The sequence below is a fragment of the Ensifer sp. ENS11 genome (assembly GCF_014851895.1).
GTDB lineage: Bacteria > Pseudomonadota > Alphaproteobacteria > Rhizobiales > Rhizobiaceae > Ensifer > Ensifer canadensis.
In genome coordinates this window covers 1-19,484 of record NZ_JACVAN010000001.1, presented here as the reverse complement: position 1 = coordinate 19,484, position 19,484 = coordinate 1, and the positions used below count along the sequence as shown (strand labels likewise).

Annotated in this window: 19 protein-coding genes and 1 tRNA gene; 7 read left to right on the top strand and 13 right to left on the bottom strand. The window is 61.1% G+C overall.

Annotated features, from left to right (window positions below; genetic code table 11):
• Nucleotides 1-7 precede the first annotated feature (7 nt).
• The 5 genes from IB264_RS00100 to IB264_RS00080 form a co-directional block, all read right to left on the bottom strand.
• Nucleotides 8-703 carry a CpaD family pilus assembly protein gene (locus IB264_RS00100; protein ID WP_025425393.1) on the bottom strand — a complete coding sequence of 232 codons (696 nt, stop codon included), beginning with the start codon at nucleotides 701-703 and terminating at the stop codon, nucleotides 8-10.
• Between the two features lie 57 nt (nucleotides 704-760).
• Nucleotides 761-2,320 (bottom strand): type II and III secretion system protein family protein, encoded by a 1,560-nt coding sequence (locus IB264_RS00095; protein ID WP_051509142.1) that lies wholly within the window; start codon nucleotides 2,318-2,320, stop codon nucleotides 761-763.
• Nucleotides 2,317-3,129 carry a Flp pilus assembly protein CpaB gene (cpaB, locus tag IB264_RS00090; RefSeq protein ID WP_025425391.1) on the bottom strand — a complete coding sequence of 271 codons (813 nt, stop codon included), beginning with the start codon at nucleotides 3,127-3,129 and terminating at the stop codon, nucleotides 2,317-2,319. The genes IB264_RS00095 and cpaB overlap by 4 nt, the downstream gene beginning before the upstream one ends.
• Before the next feature lie 173 nt (nucleotides 3,130-3,302).
• Nucleotides 3,303-3,815, bottom strand: coding sequence for a prepilin peptidase (locus IB264_RS00085; RefSeq protein ID WP_025425390.1), 513 nt, complete (start codon nucleotides 3,813-3,815; stop codon nucleotides 3,303-3,305).
• Nucleotides 3,816-4,021: 206 nt separating this feature from the next.
• Nucleotides 4,022-4,201 carry a Flp family type IVb pilin gene (locus tag IB264_RS00080; RefSeq protein ID WP_025425389.1) on the bottom strand — a complete coding sequence of 60 codons (180 nt, stop codon included), beginning with the start codon at nucleotides 4,199-4,201 and terminating at the stop codon, nucleotides 4,022-4,024.
• 252 nt (nucleotides 4,202-4,453) lie between these two features.
• Between IB264_RS00080 and IB264_RS00075 the strand changes: the two genes are divergently transcribed.
• The 7 genes from IB264_RS00075 to IB264_RS00045 all read left to right on the top strand — a co-directional run bounded on the left by IB264_RS00075 (nucleotide 4,454) and on the right by IB264_RS00045 (nucleotide 10,194).
• Nucleotides 4,454-4,876 carry a pilus assembly protein N-terminal domain-containing protein gene (locus IB264_RS00075; protein WP_025425388.1) on the top strand — a complete coding sequence of 141 codons (423 nt, stop codon included), beginning with the start codon at nucleotides 4,454-4,456 and terminating at the stop codon, nucleotides 4,874-4,876.
• 117 nt (nucleotides 4,877-4,993) lie between these two features.
• Complete coding sequence (locus tag IB264_RS00070; RefSeq protein WP_025425387.1) at nucleotides 4,994-5,629, top strand: TadE/TadG family type IV pilus assembly protein; 636 nt, start codon at nucleotides 4,994-4,996, stop codon at nucleotides 5,627-5,629.
• Nucleotides 5,630-5,661: 32 nt separating this feature from the next.
• Nucleotides 5,662-6,228, top strand: a complete 567-nt coding sequence (locus tag IB264_RS00065) for a TadE/TadG family type IV pilus assembly protein (RefSeq protein WP_081788889.1) — start codon at nucleotides 5,662-5,664, stop codon at nucleotides 6,226-6,228.
• Between the two features lie 242 nt (nucleotides 6,229-6,470).
• Nucleotides 6,471-7,691: a phosphopentomutase gene (locus IB264_RS00060; RefSeq protein ID WP_025425385.1), complete on the top strand. Its 1,221-nt coding sequence runs from the start codon at nucleotides 6,471-6,473 to the stop codon at nucleotides 7,689-7,691.
• Nucleotides 7,688-8,656 carry an adenosine deaminase gene (locus IB264_RS00055; protein WP_025425384.1) on the top strand — a complete coding sequence of 323 codons (969 nt, stop codon included), beginning with the start codon at nucleotides 7,688-7,690 and terminating at the stop codon, nucleotides 8,654-8,656. Before IB264_RS00060 ends, IB264_RS00055 begins: the two co-directional genes overlap by 4 nt.
• Before the next feature lie 234 nt (nucleotides 8,657-8,890).
• A complete protein-coding gene (gene upp, locus IB264_RS00050) occupies nucleotides 8,891-9,520 on the top strand; it encodes a uracil phosphoribosyltransferase (protein ID WP_025425383.1) in 630 nt (209 codons plus the stop codon).
• Nucleotides 9,521-9,663: 143 nt separating this feature from the next.
• A complete protein-coding gene (locus IB264_RS00045) occupies nucleotides 9,664-10,194 on the top strand; it encodes a TIGR02281 family clan AA aspartic protease (protein ID WP_025425382.1) in 531 nt (176 codons plus the stop codon).
• On the opposite strand, the gene deoA is transcribed toward IB264_RS00045, so the two are convergent.
• From deoA to IB264_RS00005, 8 genes are all read right to left on the bottom strand, one after another.
• Nucleotides 10,187-11,503 carry a thymidine phosphorylase gene (gene deoA, locus IB264_RS00040; RefSeq protein ID WP_025425381.1) on the bottom strand — a complete coding sequence of 439 codons (1,317 nt, stop codon included), beginning with the start codon at nucleotides 11,501-11,503 and terminating at the stop codon, nucleotides 10,187-10,189. The two genes, IB264_RS00045 and deoA, sit on opposite strands and share 8 nt — an antisense overlap.
• Entirely contained in the window at nucleotides 11,500-12,306 is an 807-nt protein-coding gene (locus IB264_RS00035) for a purine-nucleoside phosphorylase (protein WP_025425380.1), read from the bottom strand. Before IB264_RS00035 ends, deoA begins: the two co-directional genes overlap by 4 nt.
• On the bottom strand, nucleotides 12,303-12,695 hold the full coding sequence (locus IB264_RS00030; protein ID WP_025425379.1) for a cytidine deaminase: 393 nt from the start codon (nucleotides 12,693-12,695) through the stop codon (nucleotides 12,303-12,305). Before IB264_RS00030 ends, IB264_RS00035 begins: the two co-directional genes overlap by 4 nt.
• 4 nt (nucleotides 12,696-12,699) lie before the next feature.
• Nucleotides 12,700-13,671, bottom strand: coding sequence for an ABC transporter permease (locus IB264_RS00025; RefSeq protein ID WP_057204426.1), 972 nt, complete (start codon nucleotides 13,669-13,671; stop codon nucleotides 12,700-12,702).
• Nucleotides 13,672-13,675: 4 nt separating this feature from the next.
• A complete protein-coding gene (locus IB264_RS00020) occupies nucleotides 13,676-14,809 on the bottom strand; it encodes an ABC transporter permease (protein WP_025425377.1) in 1,134 nt (377 codons plus the stop codon).
• Nucleotides 14,806-16,341, bottom strand: coding sequence for an ABC transporter ATP-binding protein (locus IB264_RS00015; protein ID WP_025425376.1), 1,536 nt, complete (start codon nucleotides 16,339-16,341; stop codon nucleotides 14,806-14,808). Before IB264_RS00015 ends, IB264_RS00020 begins: the two co-directional genes overlap by 4 nt.
• A gap of 249 nt (nucleotides 16,342-16,590) precedes the next feature.
• Nucleotides 16,591-18,903, bottom strand: coding sequence for a heavy metal translocating P-type ATPase (locus IB264_RS00010; RefSeq protein ID WP_025425375.1), 2,313 nt, complete (start codon nucleotides 18,901-18,903; stop codon nucleotides 16,591-16,593).
• A gap of 358 nt (nucleotides 18,904-19,261) precedes the next feature.
• Nucleotides 19,262-19,338, bottom strand: a tRNA-Met gene (locus IB264_RS00005).
• Between the last annotated feature and the right edge of the window lie 146 nt (nucleotides 19,339-19,484).

The following is a 19,484-nucleotide window of genomic DNA, read 5'->3' as shown; positions in this document are numbered from 1 at the left end:
AACGATATCAATTGACGATGATGACGGGTCCGTCACTCTTTTCGGTTCCGCGCCAGTCCGTGATGACCTGGCCGCGCTGCTCCGCATCGATCGGCGACATCTGGCGCGGGCCGAGCAGATCGGTCGGATTGGAGATCTGGGCCGCCAGATTGGATTGCGACGCGCAGCCGAAATTATAGTAGTTGCGGTTCTGGATCGTGTTGAGTGCAACGTCCTCCGGCCACTCGCCACAGGGACCGGTCTGGGCGGTGATCGCCACATAGCTCAAGCGAACCGGAGCGGCATCACCCATGGGACCGGCCTCGTAGCCGGCCTCGATCAGTCGCTTCGCGGGAACGCCGGCGGCGACGAGAACGCCGCGGATCTCCTTGCGCATGGCCTGCGCGGCGTGGCTGTTTGCCGAGCCACGCGGCAGCATGATCTGGACGACACCGGTCGATGAATTGCGATAATCGGCACCAAAGCCGCTGATGACGTCGCGCGTGCCTTGCGTCAGCCGACGGTCACCGGAGGCAATGGGGATATCGATCGTACGCTCGCCCTCGGCAAGCACGATCGGATGCCGTGTCCGGTAATCATCGGGGATAGAGCCCGTCGAAAGATTATCCTTGGTGCCGCAGCCGACAAGCAGCCCGGCAGCCACGAGGAGGATTGCAGCACGCCGCAAATGACGGACGGGAACTCCGGATCTGTTGAGGGACATGGCACTCGGCCTTTCAGAATTCTCGTGGAAGCTGCTTCGCGTTTGCATGACCCAGCCCTATTTGTAGATGAAGCCAACATTGCCATGGTACTGACCCGCCGGTGCGGATGCTTCCGGGCGCCCGTAGATGCGGTTCACGCGACCAAGGAAGAAGCTGTCGAGATCATTGGCAGGGTTGAAATTGTCGTCGGGCCTGGCGATCGCGCTTCTGGCAACCGGGCGCACGAGGTAGGGCGTCGCAATGATGACAAGTTCGGTTTCGTTGCGCACGAAATCCTTGCTGCGGAAGAGCGTTCCGAGGACCGGGATTTTCGATGCACCCGGCAGGCCGGACATTGCCTGACGGATATTGTCCTGCACGAGGCCGGCGATGACGATAGAGCCGCCCGAGGGAAGCTCGACACTGGTCGACGCCTCGCGCCTGCGGATGCCGAGGAAGGTGTTGCCAGGGACAGAGGTGAAGCCGTTGCCGGTGACGATCGAGCCCTCATAGGTCGGCTCGGAAACGTTGGTTTCGATCTGCAGACTGATACGGCCCGGTCCCAGGACGACCGGCTTGAAGTTCAGGCGAATTCCATATTCGACGTCGTTGATCTCACGCGTAACCGTTGGGTCGCCGGTTTTGTCGTCGACCTTGACTTCCTGGGTGCCGCCGAGCCGAAATTCCCCGCCGACATAGAAATTGGCCTCTTGTCCCGAAATTGCCGTCAAGGTGGGTTCGGCCAGTGTGCGCATGACACCGGCTTGCTCCATCGCATTGATGTAGCTCGAGATCGTCGTTCCGCCGATGGATCCCTTGATCAGCGCGTTTGCGCCGACACTGATCGCATCACCGAGGTTTGCAGGATTGCGGAAGCCGATACCGCTCTCGCCGTCTCCTACACGCCCGTTGAAGCCCAATTGCTTCAAGACCTGGCGGCTCACTTCGGCAACCGTCACCTTCAGCGTGACCTGATCGTCACCTTCGATGGTCAACAGGTTGACAATCTGCGAGACCTGCCGATCCTCGGCAAAGATATCGGCATCACCATTGTTTCCCTGCGCAGTGATGTTGCGTGTCGTCGCTTCACCGCCCTGCAGGAAGGCCTTGGCGAGATCGACGGCTCGCGTCGAATCGAGCGGTGTGCGCACGGTACCCGTCAGCACGATGTTGTCGGAGATGATCTCAACGTTGATTTCGGCATCGGGAATGAAACGACGCAGGTTTGACTGCAGATTGGCGATGTCGCGCTCAACCTCGACGTCAAGACTGACGATCTCTTCGCCATTCGGCCCGAAGACAAAAATGTTGGTCTGCCCAACGGATTTTCCAAAGAGATAGATACGCCTGGAGGTGCGCGTGACGGCATCGGCGAGCGATGGGTCGGCGACGAGAATATCATGGGCATCGGCCGGTAGATCGACGACGACGGCCTTGTTCAGCCCCAGGCTGATCTTCTTCTTCACCCCGGGCCCGCTTTCAACGATCCTGACGACCGACGAGGCGGCCGCATGGGCGAACGGGAGCGTTGGCAGCGCCATGCCCGAGAATGTCAGGCAAAACGACAGACCGGCTGCAACAGACGTCCGAAATTTGTTCCCGCTCCGCTTCACCCTGCGCTCCGCTCGATCGCTCATTGTTGCTGGCCTTGGCTGATGGCACCGTCGTTCTTGACGATCGAGCCCGACTTGATGACCTGGATGCTGGGCTGGCCATCGCCACTCAGAAGGTAATCCGCAGCGTTCGTATCGGATTCTTGAGCATCCGCGACACTGCGAAGGGCAAGTGAGATGCGTTCAGCCATTTGCTGCGCGACAGTCATGACCTTTGATTGATCCGGCGTCAGTTCCAGCGTCGCCGTGGTACCGACAACGGATTTTGAGCCGTCATCCTTCTCCTCGACCTGCTGATCGATCGCCAGCACGCGAACATTGCTGAGCACGGTTTCCGTCAGGTAGAGATCGCCGTCCGATTTACGGACCATGATGACGTCGACGCGGTCATTGGGCAGGATGAAGCCGCCGGCGCCGGTCGCCACGGTGATCTCTGTGGCAACGGCGCGCTTGCCAGCAGGCAATAGCGACGACATGATTCGGCTGGAGGAGTCCGCGACCTTCTCGCTGCGCACGGGCTCGCCGTTAAAGATCGGCAGGCGAACGACTGCGCCGGTCAGATCTTCAATGGCAGAGGGACGATTTTCTTCGGTGATGAGCCCCTCGACGACACCGTCCTTGGGCCATGCCATCCAATGGACCGCATCGCCACCTAAGCGCGACCCGACGGGCAAGCTCTTGCTCGCAACAAGGACATTGACGGTCGGCGCTCGCTCGATCAGTGGCTCCGCCATTTGTGGCGAGGGACCACGGGTCAGCTTCATCGCCAACAACCCGGCCATCGCCGCCGAGGCGACGGCCACCGCCAGTATGATGATGCGAACCGGTTTCATGATCGTTTCTGAGCCCCGCAGATATGCTGGCGTCAGGTTGATCAGGAATTGGTGTAATTATAGTTAATAAGCCGCTTACGGGTATGGTTAATAATCGCCTACCGTCGGCATAGGCCGCTTACTGCACGTGGCGAACACTTGCGGCGGCACATGTCAAAACTCGGATCGCCAGTTCAATGGAGACTGGATAACGCCATTCGCACCAATGGTGACGAGGGGTAGGCAACAAAACCGCCGGCCGCGATCGCTATCCCGTATGGAATCTTTGTGGCCGTAAACAATAGCCGCGGCATCGGAATTCGCGAGGGCAGGATGAAATCTTCATGCGCCCTGAGGAACAGGATCGCAACGGTCAACACGCCGCCAAACAGTGAGACTGAAAGCAAGAATTCCAATAGCGAACTGTTGGCCCCAAACCATAGGGCGCAAGCGGTCAGAAGTTTGGCGTCACCGCCACCCATGGTTCCGAGTGCAAAGAGACAGAAGCATAAGCCGAATACGGTAAGGGCTGTGGCAATGTGGAGCGCGATTTCCGGGATGCCGAGCCCAGCAAGGGGCGCAACGATGGTGAAGGTCGCAATCAGAACGATCGGCACCCGATTTGGAATCGTCATCGTAAAGGCGTCGGAGAAAGCGGACAACGCCAGACAAAACGGAAAAACTACGAAGATAGCAGCCACGATCACCGGTCGTCTCCTCGAGTGGAACTCATAAATTCGCCACTGCGACGTTCCATCGTTTGCGGAATACGTTTCCTGGCCTTCCAGCCAGCACACAAAAGTCCATTTTGCTGCTTGCAGCAAAGATAAGGCCGCCCCACTGGAGGGCGGCCCCGCACTTTAAGCTGATCGCCGGCGGAACCTCGCCTTGCCCTCAGAGAAAGAGGCAGTGATCAAGGAGCCGGGGTAACCTTCATGTACGAGCCGAGGTTGGTGAACTGCGTGTTCAGCTTGTCGCCCAACGCCGTCGCTCCACCGATAAGCGCAACCGAAATCAGAGCGGCGATCAGGCCGTATTCGATGGCGGTTGCGCCGGACTCGTCCTTCATCAGACGGGCAAAAATCTTCTTCATGATGATTCTCCTAACTTCACGATTGTTGTTCAGCACGTCCGCCAACTGTTGCCGTTGATCGGATGAGCTCAACCTAGTCCTGGCGAATTGCTATCGGCTTAAGGAAGACAGCTACCAAAAGATTAACGGCCCACCGCTGATTTTTGGGTAAGCGAATAGGAAATGTGCCGGCTTAGGATGCGCCGACCCGACTTAACGATTCATTCACCAAGAGTGCCGATGATGGGGCGAATGCCATCTCAGGGACCTGCCATGATTTTGCCCCTCGCGGCCAACCGGACCGCCACGCTGACACTCACGATCCTCGGCATGCTTTCGCTGATGGCGGCGTCGGCCGCAAGCGCGCAGGACGATATGATGCGCGTCTACATGGACCATGCACGGGTGCTCAAGCTCGACCGGCCGGTCGCCAAAGTCATCATCGGCAACGCGGAAGTTGCAGATGCGACGGTGGCCGACGCCCGCACGATCGTCATTACCGGCCGCAGCTTCGGCACGACGAATCTTGTCATCCTCGATCAGGACGGAAACGCCATCGTCGACGAGCAAATTCTCGTGTCGATCGACGAAGCAAACACTCTGCGCGTCTATCGACAGACGTCGCGCACAGTCCTTTCCTGTACGCCAAGTTGCGAGCGGCATGTGGAGCGCAAAACCGCAAGTGGTGGGAGCTGAGCAAACTGCGAGAAACACTGGAAATTCACTAAAATACCCGCGATTATCGCCAACGAAATATCAATAGTTACTCCCTACTTTGTGTCTCCGTCAGGCGTAACATGATGGGACGGCGCGATGAGCATCGAGCAGGAAACACTGCAGCCCCAAAAGGCCGCAAAGCCCACAAGGGGCTTATTGAGGCGTTTCCGGCGCGACAGAAAGGGCACCGCGAGCATTGAGTTCGCGATACTGGCTCTTCCCTTCTTTATGGTGATTTTCGCCTCCATCGAAACATTCGCCGCCTTCTACGGCGACCAGCTGCTGGCAAACGCCACGGAAACGATGGCGCGAAAGATCCGGACCGGCGAGATCACCTTCAACCGTGGCAAGACGGCGACTGATATGGACGAGACAAAGTTTCGCCAGGCATTCTGCGAGGAAATCTCGGTGATGTTGACGTGCTCGGCGACGGAGGCTGCCCAAGCCTCGAAGCTCTATATCGACGTCAGAAGTGTCACCGATCTCACCAAATTCCCGGTGCTCATCCCGCGAATGGACCCCTCGTCGTCGTCGTCGGATCTCAAGACAGCCGACCTGAAGTTTGCGCCGGGCGGACCCGGCTCCTTCAACGTCATGCGCGCGTATTATCGCTGGAGTGTGATGACCGATCTCATCAGGCCATTTGTGACCAACCTGCGCCCGGCCGGATCCAGCATGCCTAAAGACTATCTCATGGTTTCCACAACCACTTTCCGCACAGAAAACGAGTGAGGCGCGTCGTGAAGACTTTAGCGATGCACTGGATGACGGCAATCCGCCTGACCTTCGCAAGCTTCCGCTCGCTGCTCAAAGACCGGGGCGGGCTTGGCGGTGTCGAATTTGCCATCGTCACGCCGCTGCTGATCATGATTTACGTCGGCGCATTCGAATTATCGCTCGGCTTTACCGTAGCCGGCAAGGCTGCGCGTGCCGCCAGCGCCGTTGCCGATCTGGTTTCCCAGCAAAGCGAGGTCAACAAGACCTATTTGGGAAACATGTCGAATGTGGTGAAAAGCATCCTTGCCCCGTACGAAGGTTCAAAATACACGCTCAAGATTACCGGCATCGAGGTCAGCGGAACGAACACGGGAACCGTCGTCTGGTCGCGCGACCAAAACGGCGCGGTGCCGTATGCCGTCAACTCGACCACCACCGTTCCGAGCCAGTTTACGGCGACCACGGCCTTCGTCATCCGTACGGAGCTGATCGTGGAGCATGGACTGTTGCTGTTCGCGCCGAGCCTTGCATCCAGCACGAACACCGTAGATTTGTCCAAAACCGCGTATTTCCGCTCACGCCAGGCCGAAACCATAAAGTGCCCGGATTGCTGACCGGGGCCACTGCATGTTTCCTTAAATCCTATCCGATTTAAGGATCAAAACATGCAGCCATTCAAAGTACTACAGCGACCTTTGCGCGTCTAATAAGACGCGCAGCGCTGTAGTCGAGGCCAATTGCATTGCGGCGTCGCCGGCGGTATTCCTTCGGGATTGCGCTGGCGGCATCTGCGTCCGCGCTCGTTGCAGCACCGGAACGCAGGCCCTGCCCCGCGCTTCGGCTTACCGGAACTTTCATGGCGCGCGCGTTTCTCTTTGTCCTCGATTCCTTCGGTATAGGCGGTGCGCCGGATGCCGAAACCTATGGCGACCTGGGTGCCGACACGCTTGGTCACATCGCCGAGTTTTGCGCGACGGGCGCCGCAGATCGCGCCGGTGTGCGCGAAGGCCCGCTGCACCTTCCCAACATGTCTGCGCTCGGGCTCGTGCATGCGGCGAAATTGGCCACGGGCCGCGTGCCTATTGGCATGCCGGTTCCGGGCCGGGTCTACGGTGCCTATGGCGCTGCCAGCGAAGTCTCGCGCGGCAAGGATACGCCATCCGGTCATTGGGAGATCGCCGGAACGCCGGTCACGTTCGATTGGGGCTATTTCTCGGCCGAGGGCGACGCGTTTCCCGCCGAACTGGTCGAAGCGATCTGCCGCGAGGGCGACATTCCCGGCATTCTCGGCAACTGCCATGCCTCCGGTACTGATATCATCGCGCGCCTCGGCGAGGAGCATATGCGAACGGGAAAGCCGATCTGCTACACCTCCTCGGACAGCGTCTTTCAGATCGCCGCCCACGAGCACACCTTCGGCCTGGAGCGCCTGCTAGAATTCTGCCAGGTCGTCCGGCGCCTGCTCGACGACTACAATATCGGCCGCGTTATCGCCCGTCCCTTCATCGGCCACAACGCGCAGACCTTTGCCCGCACCGGCAACCGGCGCGACTACTCGGTGCTGCCGCCCGAGCCGACGGTCCTCGACCGGCTGGCGCAAGCGGGGCGCACCGTGCATGCGATCGGCAAGATCGGCGACATCTTCGCCCATCAGGGCGTGACGAAGCTGACCAAGGCGGACGGCAACATGGCGCTCTTCGACGCCAGCCTGGCGGCGATCGACGAGGCGGAGGATGGCGACCTCGTCTTCACCAACTTCGTCGACTTCGACATGCTCTTCGGCCACCGCCGCGATGTCGCCGGCTATGCCGCGGCGCTTGAAGCCTTCGACGCACGATTGCCCGATCTCGACCGGCGGCTGAAACCCGGCGATATCGTCATTCTCACGGCAGACCATGGCTGCGACCCGACCTGGCGCGGAACGGACCACACGCGCGAGCGCGTGCCGGTGCTGATGTTCGGCCCGGCTGTGCGCAGCCGTTCGCTCGGCGTTGCCAATACCTTTGCGCATATCGGCGAAACGGTCGCCAGACATCTCGGGATCGCACCCGGCCTACATGGGAGAAGCCTCATTTGACCGCACATCTGAAGAAGGCGGAACTGCACTGCCACATCGAGGGCGCGACACCGCCGGAATTGGCGCTGCTGCAGGCGGAGAAGTACGGGCTCGACACCAGCGAGATCATCGCCGACCGAGCCTATGTCTGGACAGACTTTACCAGCTTCGTGAAGTGCTACGACAGTGTCGCCTCGCTGTTTCGCACGCAGGAAGACTATGCACTTCTGGCCGAAGCCTATCTGACGGAACTGGCGGAGGTCGGAACGATCTACAGCGAGATCATCGTCTCGCCGGATCACGGCAACACGATCGGCCTCGGGGCCGACGCTTATCTTGAGGGGCTTGCCGCCGGCATGGAGGCCGCCAAGGCAAAGACCGGGATCGAATCGCGCATGCTGATAACCGGCATCCGTCATCTCGGGCCGGAATCGGTCGCCAAGACGGCCGAATTTGCCGCCAGGAGAGACCATGCGCTGGTCACCGGCTTCAATCTGGCGGGTGAGGAGCGCATGCACCGCGTCGCCGATTTTGCCCGGGCATTCGATATCGCCCGTGACGCCGGCCTGGGTTTGACCATTCACGCAGGCGAGCTTTCCGGCGCCTTCAGTGTGCGCGATGCGCTCGACCATATCAGGCCGTCGCGCATCAGCCACGGCGTGCGGGCGATCGAAGACGCCGATCTCGTCAAGCGGCTTGCCGACGACGGCGTCGTTCTGGAGGTCTGCCCCGGATCCAACATTTCCCTGCAGGTCTTCCCGGACTTCGCCTCGCACCCCTTGCGGACGCTGCATGGCGCCGGGGTGCGCGTGACGCTCAATTCCGACGACCCGCCCTTCTTCCACACTTCGCTAGCCCAGGAATATGACATAGCTTCTTCGGTGATGGGGTTCGGCGACGACGACATCAATAGCATGACTAGGACGGCGATCCAGGCGGCTTTCGTCGACGAGTCGACCCGCCAGAAACTGCTTGCCCTAATCTGACCGAGCCTTGCGTTCACCTACAGCGCCGCGCGTCAAATTTGACGCGTTAAGGACGCGGTAGCGCTTTAAGCTTGCTGCATAATTTTCTCCTTAAATCGATTCCGATTTAAGGAATTATGCCGTAGCGCGGGTGGTCGCGGTTGGGGATGAACACAACGAGCCGCCCAACGCCCTTGCGGCCGCGGAGCATTCCATGGAAAAAGGGCGGATACATAAACTTCGGGGAAGGTGGCCATGGACGGCGTTACAGTGATTGATCATCCGCTTGTGCAACACAAGCTGACCATCATGCGCAAGAAGGAAACCTCGACCGCCGGTTTTCGGCGGCTGCTTCGGGAAATCTCGACGCTGCTCTGCTACGAGGTGACGCGCGATCTGGAACTGACGATGGAGCGCATCGAGACGCCGATGCAGGCGATCGACGCACCGGTGCTCGAAGGCAAGAAGCTCGTTTTCGCTTCGATCCTGCGCGCCGGCAACGGCCTGCTTGAAGGCATGCTCGAACTCGTGCCGTCGGCCCGCGTTTCCCATATCGGCGTCTATCGCGACCACGAGACGCTGAAGCCGGTAGAGTATTATTTCAAGGCGCCCGAAAGCCTGTCCGAGCGCCTGATCATCGTCGTCGATCCAATGCTTGCGACCGGCAACTCCTCGATCGCAGCAATCGACAAGCTGAAGGAACGTGGCGCGAAGAACCTGCGCTTCCTCTGCCTGCTCGCAGCGCCCGAAGGCATTCGCAATTTCCAGGCCGCCCACCCCGATGTGCCGATCTTCACGGCGTCGATCGATAGCCACCTGAACGAACTCGGCTACATCATGCCCGGGCTCGGCGATGCCGGCGACCGCATGTATGGAACCAAGTAATTTTCCGTTTCTTAACCAGAGCGCAAAATTGATGAAAAACCGCCGGCAAACCGGCGGCTTTTTTGTATCGCATTAGCCATCCCCTGCTCTACTGGACTTCATCGGCGCGGGCGTCTGCGGCCCGATGCGCGGGAGGTCAGGCCATGTTCGTCCGTCTGCTGACATTCGCCGGCGGTATCGCTATTGCGGCCCTGGTCATTCCTGACCTCGCGAGTTCCTATCTCTCGAACGCTGAGACTGCCGCCACGGACAAACCGGCGGTGAACAACTCCCTTCCGGCAACGACGGCGAAATATGCTTCGGGAAAAGGCGTGGTGCTCGAAGCCGACCGCTCGGGCCATTTCTTCGGAGCGTTCCGCATCAACGGCCGCACCGAACGGGGCATGGTCGATACCGGCGCCAGCACCATCGCGATCAATGTCTCGACCGCGCGCAGGCTCGGCCTGTCTGCCGGAGCGCTTACTTTCAACGCACGCGTTCGAACGGCCAATGGCGATGTCGATGCAGCGCGGGCCAAGCTGACGAGGGTCGAAATCGGCGGCATATCGTTGCGCGACGTCGACGCCCTGGTGCTGCCCGACAAGGCGCTTGCCGGCATGCTCGTCGGCATGAGCTTCCTCGGCCGACTATCGTCCTACCGCGTCGAAAACGGCGCGCTGCATCTGGTCAGGTGATCCTTGAAAGGATTGGCGAGCGCACCTCAGGCTGAGCGTCGGCGATCGTATAGAGCGCCAGCAGCTCTTGCCGCGCATGTTCGGCCGCGGTCTCGTCCGCCGCATGGACGAAGGCGATCGGTTCGTCCTCGGCAACTCGCGTTCCCAACGGTTTCAGCTCGGCAAAGCCGACCCGATGATCGATCCTGTCGTTCGGATGTGTCCGACCGCCACCCAGAGCGATGACGGCCATGCCAAGGTCACGGGTCCGGCAGGATTGTAGATAGCCGTCTCTTTCTGCTTCCACCGGAAGGATAACTGGGGCAGGCGCCAAGTGCTGTTCGGGACGCTCGACGAAATCGGCGGGACCACCGAGCGCGTAAACCATCCTGGCGAAACGCTCAAGCGCTGCACCGTTTGCAAGCGCCGTGCGCGCCAATGCTTCGCCGGCTACCGGGTCGACTGCCACACCGGCCGCGACGAGCATCTCCGCGGCGAAAGCCATGACCACGGTTTCAAGGCGGGTGCCGCTTTTCTCGCCCTTGAGAAAGGCGACGCAGTTCCGGATTTCAAGCGCGTTTCCAGCCGCATCGGCCAAGGGCTCGTTCATATCCGTCAGCAATGCCGACGTGCGAACGCCGGCACCATTGGCGACATCAACTAGCGACCGGGCGAGTGCCTCGGCTTCGCCAGCATCGCCCATGAACGAGCCATTGCCGAGCTTGACGTCGAGCACCAGCGACTGCAGCCCGGCGGCAAGCTTCTTGGAAAGGATCGATGCGGTAATCAGCGGAACTGAATCGACGGTCGCCGTCACGTCACGGATGGCGTAGAGCCGCTTGTCGGCGGGCGCCAGATTGGCGGTCTGGCCGATGATGGCGCAGCCGACCTCGTCGACCGTCTTTCGGAATAGCGCAGCAGACGGCTGAATATCATAGCCGGGTATGGATTCGAGTTTGTCGAGCGTGCCGCCCGTGTGCCCCAATCCCCGTCCCGAGATCATCGGCACGGCCAAACCGCATGCTGCGACTATCGGGGCAAGCATCAGCGAGACGTTGTCGCCGACGCCTCCGGTGGAATGCTTGTCGACAATGGGTCGGCCGATGCTGCTCCAGTCGAGGGTTTCGCCGGAATCGCGCATGGCGAGCGTCAGCGCCACCGTCTCGTCCCGGCTCATGCCCGAAAACCAGATAGCCATAGCGAAGGCAGCGACCTGACCCTCCGAGATCGAACCATCGGAAAGGCCGCGGACGAAGCCCGTGATATCTGCCGCCTCGAGGCGCTCGCCGTTTCTCTTGCGGCGGATGATCTCCTGGGGAAGCATGGTCACTGAACCGCCGCGTCCGTGGAAATCATCTCCTTGAGAATGGCGGCCAGGCGTTTGCCGCCGACCGGCGCCATGTCCTTCGTCTCGTGATGGCTGAGTTCGCCGCCCGTCATGCCCGCGCCGAAATTGGTGATCACCGACGCTGCAGCAACCTTGAGGCCGAGGAAGCGCGCGAGAATGACTTCCGGCACGGTCGACATGCCGACCGCATCGGCGCCGAGCACGCGCGCCATGCGAATTTCCGCTGGCGTTTCAAAGCTCGGCCCGGAGAACCACATGTAAACGCCGTCCTGCAGCGGAATGCCCATCCGGTCGGCCGCGCGCCGCATGCGCGTCGCAAGCTCGGTGTCATAGGCGTTGGTCATGCCGACGAAGCGATCGTCGCTTTCGACGCCAATCAGTGGATTGAATCCGGAAAAGTTGATGTGATCCGAGATCCGCATGACCGAACCCGGCGGCAGATCATCACGCAGCGAGCCAGCGGAGTTTGTCAGCACGAGATTTTCGACGCCGAGTTTCTTCAGCGTCTGCAGCGGCACGCGCATCGCGTTGGCATCGCCGCTCTCGTAGTAATGCACCCGGCCGGACAGCATGACGACCGGGACGGCGCCGAGCAAACCTGCGACGAGTTCGCCGGCATGGCCAGAAACGCTGCTGACGGGAAAACCCGGGATGTCGGCATAGGAAATGCGTGTCGGGTTACTGACCGCTTCGACGAGCGTCCCAAGCCCTGAACCAAGGACAATACCATAGCGGGGAGCCAGGCCGCCGAGCCTGCCCCTCAGGAATTCAGCAGCGCTGCTCATCCGAGGATCTCGGTCTCGAAGCTGTGCGGTAGCAGATCGGACAGGGCGAGCGTCTTCTTCACGCCCGTCTCGTCGCAGAGGTAGATGCGCGTGCTGGCGCCGGAAAACTCCGCAAGCCGTTGCCGGCACCCGCCGCAAGGCGGGCAGAGCGCCAGCTTCTCGGCGATAACGGCGACTTCCATGATCTTGCGCTGGCCGGCCATGACCATGTGGCTGATGGCCGTGGTCTCGGCACACCAGCCTTCCGGGAAGGAGAGGTTTTCAATGTTGGCGCCGGTGTAGATATGGCCGTCTTCCGCACGGATCGCGGCGCCCACCGGAAACTTGGAATAGGGCGCATGCGCCTTGGCCATCGCTTCGCGTGCGGCTTCGAAGAGTTCGTTTTCCATAGCCTTACCGCTCCTTCACATAGGGGACACCGCCGGCCTTCGGCGGGATTGCCTTGCCGATGAAGCCGGCAAGCAAGATGACGGTGAGAATATAGGGCAATGCCTGCATCAGCTGCACCGGCACCTGGCCGATCAGCGGCAGGGGATTGCCCTGCAGGCGGATCGCAAACGCATCGAGGAAGCCGAACAGCAGGCAGGCAAGCATGATGTTGAATGGCCGCCATTTGGCAAAAATCAGCGCTGCAAGCGCGATGTAGCCCTTGCCGGCGGTCATGCCCTTGACGAAGCCGGCGGTCATCGCCAGCGACAGGTAGGCGCCGGCAAAGCCACACAGGATGCCGCAGCAGATGACGGCGCGGTACCGCATCCAGACCACCGAAATGCCGGCGGTGTCGACGGCACCCGGGTTCTCCCCGACCGCACGGAGCCGCAGGCCGAAGCGGGTGCGGTAGAGGATCCACCAGCTGAGCGGCACCATGGCGAAGGCCACATAGGTCAGGATGAAATGCCCGGAGAGCAGATCGGCATAGATCGGCCCGATGAAGGGAACATCGCGAATGGCGTCCGCGAAGGGAAAAGTGATCGTCTGGAACCTTGCACCTTCGGCCAGTGCCGGCGTGCGCCCGCCCTGACGGAACCAGGCCTCACCGAGGATGACGGTGGAACCCGCGACGATGAAGTTGATGGCAACGCCGGAGACGATCTGGTTGCCGCGCTGGGTGATCGACGCATAGCCGTGGACAAGGGACAGGGCGATCGAGATGAGGATGCCCGCAAGCAGTCCCAGCCAGACGGATTGGGTGATCGCTGCGACCGCGCCGGCGGCAAAGGCGGCGCCCAGCATTTTTCCTTCAAGGCCGATATCGAAGATACCGGCACGCTCGGTGAAGAGACCGGCGAGGGCTGCGAAGATCAGCGGAACGGAGACGCGGATGGTGGACTCGAGGAGCACCACGATGACGTGGAAGAAATCCATGGCTTCAAGCTCCCTTGGTCTGGGCAACGACCGCGGCGCGCCGGCTGGATGTGGAAAACAACCGGGTGATCGCCGGCCGGAACATGTTTTCAAGGGCGCCAGCAAACAGAATGACGAGGCCCTGGATGATGACGATCATGTCGCGCGAGATCGACGGCATTTCGAACGAGATCTCCGCCCCACCCTGGTAGAGCACGCCGAAGAGAACGGCCGCCGGGATGATGCCTGCCGGATGCGAGCGGCCCATGAGGGCGACGGCGATGCCGACGAAGCCTGCACCCTGGACAAAATCAAGCTGCATGCGGCCCTGCTCACCCATGATCGGGTTGAGCGCCATCATGCCGGCAAGCGCGCCGGAGATCATCATGGTGATGACGGTGATGCGGCTCTCGCTCATGCCGGCATATCGCGCGGCCGACGGACTGTGGCCCATGGTGCGCATCTCGTAACCGAGCTTGGTGCGCCAGATCAGGAGCCAGACGCCGAAGGCCGCGACAAGGGCCAGCAGGAACGAAACGTTGAATGGCGCCGTGCCGATATCGAGCCCGAAGATCCCCAGAAGCCAATCGAGCTTGGGCAACTGACCGCCTTCGGCGAAGGTGCGCGTCTGCGGCGACATCGAGCCGAGCGGCTTCAACACCCGCGTCAGCAGATAGACCATCAGGCTCGACGCGATGAAATTGAACATGATCGTGGTGATGACGATGTGGCTGCCGCGCTTGGCCTGCAGCCAGCCGGGCAGAAACGCCCAGGCAGCGCCGAAAGCGGCCGAACCGATGATCGCCAGCGGGAAGACCACAAACCACGGCATCGTCTGGTCGAGCCAGAGGCACGCGAGCGCGACCCCGATGCCGCCGACATAGGCCTGGCCCTCGCCGCCGATGTTGAAAAGCCCGGCATGGAATGCGACCGCGACCGCAAGGCCGGTGAAGATGAAGGTGGTGGCGTAGTAGAGCGTGAAGCCGATATATTCGCCGCGACCGAAGGCACCGTTGATCAGGTGATAGGCCGCCTCGAACGGATTTTCGCCGACGAGCAGAACCACGAGGCCGGCAACCAGAAACGCGACGGCGAGATTGACCAGCGGGACGAGGCCGTATTCGACCCAACCTGGAAGCTTTGCATAGGGATTGCTCATTCTGCGGCCTCCTTGCGGCCTTCGACGCCGGCCATCAGCAGGCCCAGCTCGCCCTCGGTCGCATCGGGATCGCGCTCGCCGACGACACGGCCGGCAAACATGACCAGGATACGGTCCGACAGGGCGCGGATCTCATCGAGTTCGACGGAAACAAGCAGGACAGCCTTGCCCTGGTCGCGCATCTCGATGATCCGTTTGTGGATGAATTCGATGGCGCCGACATCGACGCCGCGGGTGGGCTGGCCGATGATCAGCACGTCCGGCCCCCGCTCCATCTCGCGGGCGAGAACGATCTTCTGCTGATTGCCGCCGGAGAAATTCGCGGTCTTCAGCCGGGCGTTCGGCGGACGGATGTCGTATTCGGCGATCCGCTGCTCGGCATCCTTGCGGATGGCGTCGACATTCAGGAAGACGCCGTTGAGGTAGCGCTTGTCATGGTGATAGCCGAGGATGGCGTTTTCGCATTCCTCGAATTTCAGCACTAGGCCGACGTGGTGCCGGTCTTCCGGCACATGAGCGAGGCCACGATCGCGCAGCTCCTTGGGGTCGGCATGGCCGGTGACGTCGATCGGCTTGCCATTGAGGTGCACCTCGCCGGAAACGGCACGGCGGATACCGGAGATCGCCTCCAGGAGTTCCGACTGGCCATTGCCGGCGACGCCGGCAATGCCGACGATCTCGCCGGCCCTAAGGTTGAACGACACATTGTCGACCATGGTGACGCCGCGGCCGTCCTTGACGGTCAGACCGTTGACCGAAAGCTTGACATCGCCGGGCTTGGCCTCGCCCTTTTCGACGCGCAGCAGCACGCGGCGGCCGACCATCAGCTCGGCGAGTTCCTCGACCGAGGTTTCCGCCGTCGTGCGCGTTGCCACCATCTCGCCGCGGCGCATCACCGAAACCTCGTCGGTGATCGCCATGATTTCCCTGAGCTTATGGGTAATGAGAATGATGGTCTTTCCCTGGCTCTTCAGCTGTTCGAGAACGCGGAAGAGATGATCGGCCTCGGCCGGCGTCAACACGCCGGTGGGCTCATCGAGAATGAGGATATCGGCCCGGCGATAGAGCGCCTTGAGGATCTCGACGCGCTGCTGCAAGCCGACAGGCAATTCCTCGATCACGGCATCCGGATTGACCTCGAGCGCGTATTCGCGCTCCAGCCGCTTCAGCTCGATGCGCGCCTTGGCAATGCCCTTGTTGAGGATCTGGCTCTCTTCCGCGCCGAGCATGACGTTTTCGAGAACGGTGAAGTTCTCGACCAGCATGAAGTGCTGGTGCACCATGCCGATGCCGGCAGCGATCGCCGCATTCGGATCCCGGATCGAGACCTGCTTGCCATCGACGTGAATCTCGCCGCTATCGGCCTGGTAAAAGCCGTACAGGATCGACATCAGGGTCGATTTTCCCGCACCGTTTTCACCGATGACGCCGTGGATCGTACCCTTGCGGACTTTCAGATTGATATTCTTGTTGGCGTGAACCGGACCGAAGCTCTTGTCGATCCCACGCAGTTCGATGGCAATACTGTCCATATTGGCCTTACGATCCCCAAACTGGCCCGCTTCGGTCTTCTTCCCAGAAACCGTGCCGGCGATTTTTTTACCATTTGGTATAAGTTTATCATCGATTTCCCGGCACGGAAGCCCTCAATCGAGATCTCCTTATACTCTCACCGGATCGCTGATGAGAGTCCAGCGTGAATATACACAGGCAGATCGGCCGTAATCGCAACAAAAAACCGGCGGCATTCGATGCCGCCGGTTCAGTTTTATGCTTTTGCTTCAAGCGGTTTGGACGGGCCGCAGCAGGCGCAGCGCATTCATGGTCACAAGCACCGTGGCGCCGGTATCGGCGAGAATGGCCGGCCACAGACCGGTGATACCCGCAATCGTGGTGACGAGGAAAACAGCCTTCAGGCCAAGCGCAATAGTGATATTCTGGACAATGTTTCGCATTGTAGAGCGGGAAAGCCGGACCATCGCGGCGACATCGCTGACCCTGCCGTGCAACACCGCCGCGTCGGCGGTCTCCAACGCCACGTCCGTGCCGCCGCCCATGGCGATGCCGACGTCGGCTGCAGCGAGCGCCGGCGCATCATTGATGCCATCTCCGATCTTGGCAACATTGAAGCCGGATTTCTTCAATTCTCCAACGATGCGCTGCTTGTCCTGCGGCAGCAGTTCGGCGCGCACCTCCATGCCGAACTGACGGCCGATCGCCTCCGCCGTGCGGCGGTTGTCGCCAGTCAGCATGACCACATGAATGCCGGCGTCGGTCAACGCCTTGACGCCGACTGCCGCATCCGGGCGCGGCTCATCACGCATGGCGATGGCGCCGATAATCTCATTGCCGGAGATCAGCACCGAGACCGTCTTGCCCTCGTCGTTCAGAGCCGCAATGCGCGCCTTCTGATCAGGCGACATCGGCACGCGGTCATCGGCAGCGTGGGGCGAGCCGAGGAACAGGGTGGCGGCGCCAACGACGCCTTCAAGACCCTTGCCGCCGATAGCCTTGACCGTCGTGATGCCCGGGACCTGCAGTTTCAGCTCGTCGGCGCGCTGCAGGATTGCCCGTGCCAGAGGATGGCTCGATCCCTGCTCAAGAGCTGCGGCCAAGCCCAGCACCTCGTTCTCGGCGCGGGCGAAGCCGACGATATCAGTCACCCGCGGTTTGCCTTCGGTGAGCGTACCTGTCTTGTCGAATGCTGCGGCGGTGATCTTGCCGACATTTTCAAGCACGGCGCCGCCCTTCAGGAGCAGGCCGCGGCGGGCACCGGCCGAAAGGCTGGCGGCGATCGCAGCCGGAGTCGAGATCACCAAGGCGCAGGGGCAGCCGATCAGCAGGATCGCCAACCCCTTGTAGACCCACTCGCTCCAGACGCCGCTGCCCAGAAGTGGCGGAAGGATCGCGACCAGGGCGGCGACAACAACGACGGCCGGTGTATAGTAGCGCGAGAAGCGATCGATAAAGCGTTCGGTCGGCGCCTTGCTCTCCTGCGCCTCCTCGACGAGCCGCACGATTCGGGCAATGGTATTGTCCGAGGCCGCAGCCGTGACGCGTACGCGCAAGGCCCCGTCGCCATTCACCGTTCCGGCGACAAGCGCATCATCCACTGCCTTGTGCACCGGCGTGCTTTCACCAGTGACCGGTGCCTCGTCGACGGCGCTTTCGCCAGAGAGGATGATGCCATCGGCCGGAACGCGGTCGCCGGGTCGGACGAGAATGACGGCGCCGACCGCCAGGCTATCCGCCGGGACCTCATCGACCCGACCGCTGCGCTCGAGATAGGCCGACTTCGGCACGAGCGCCGTCAGCGATTGAATGCTGGCCCGCGCATTGCCGGCGGCGACGCCTTCCAGCAGTTCGCCGACGAGGAAGAGCAGCACGACCATCGCCGCTTCCTCCGTCGCGCCGATAAAGACGGCACCCACCGCCGCAATGGTCATCAGCATCTCGATCGAGAACGGCGTGCCCGAGGTCGCCGCTGCGAAGGCGCGCCGCGCAATCGGCAGCAGGCCGACCAGCATGGCAAGCGTGAAGATCCAGGGCTCGGTGGCCGGAACAAGATGCCCAAGGCCATAGGCGGCGGCCAGAGCCAGACCACAGGCGATGGTCAGCCGGCCCTTGGCCGAGCGCCACCAGGGGCCGTTCGTTGGCCCGTGATCATGGGCATGGGAACTGGGCTGCTGCGATGAAGCTGCCCCGGCCGCGGTGTGGCTGTGCTGATGTTCGTGGTCGTTGGTATGCGCGTGCTTCTCATGCTTGTCGCCGTGCCCATGATCGTGATCGTGATCGTGATCGTGAGGATGGTCATGGTCGTGATCGCCCGAGCAAGTGTGTATGGCGACAACCGCGGGCTTCTGGTGGGCGGCAATCGGATGCAGCCGGTAACCGAGCTTTCCGACCCGGCTGACGATATTCGCGGCAAGATCGCCGTCGTCGGCATGCTTGACCGACATCGTGCCCGCGGCAACGGAAACCGAGACATCTTCAACACCAGGCATGCGCCTGACGGCGGTGTCGATCTTCGATGCGCAGGAAGCACAATCCATGCCTTCGACCCGATATCGGTTTTCGCGAATATTTGCTGCCATGACCTGCTCCTTGCATATCTTGACGCAAGGCTACGACCTCTAGTGACTAGAGCTGCAAGGCCAAATTGCACGACCAAGCGAAGTTTTTCGCCGAATGCTGCCTTGCGGAGTCGTTTCCGCATGCTTGAAAAGGGCATGGCCTATCTCTGGCGGATGAGGGCAAACCAGAGATAGCGGACTGTAGGCCTTCGTTGCATATTGCAGGCTGCCGTGGGCCATCGTGGGCCATCGTCTTCTTAGACCGAAGGTCCTGGACTTTGTTCTGGGCGCGCTTGGCGGTTAGCCGGTTTTGTTTTCTTTGCCCCTGAACGCCAAAAAGCCCGCGGACCTTTCGGTCTTGCGGGCTTTTTTTTTGATTTGGTTGCGGGGGCAGGATTTGAACCTGCGGCCTTCAGGTTATGAGCCTGACGAGCTACCGGGCTGCTCCACCCCGCGCCATCTCGGTAAACCGCTATGCGGTTTATCCGGTGCGTAAACCGCTGTGCGGTTTATCGCGATAAGGTAAATCCCTTTGGGATTTACGGTCTGTGCCGAGCAAATCCGACGGATTTGTCTCGCGTAAGGGACGTTCTGATTTTACC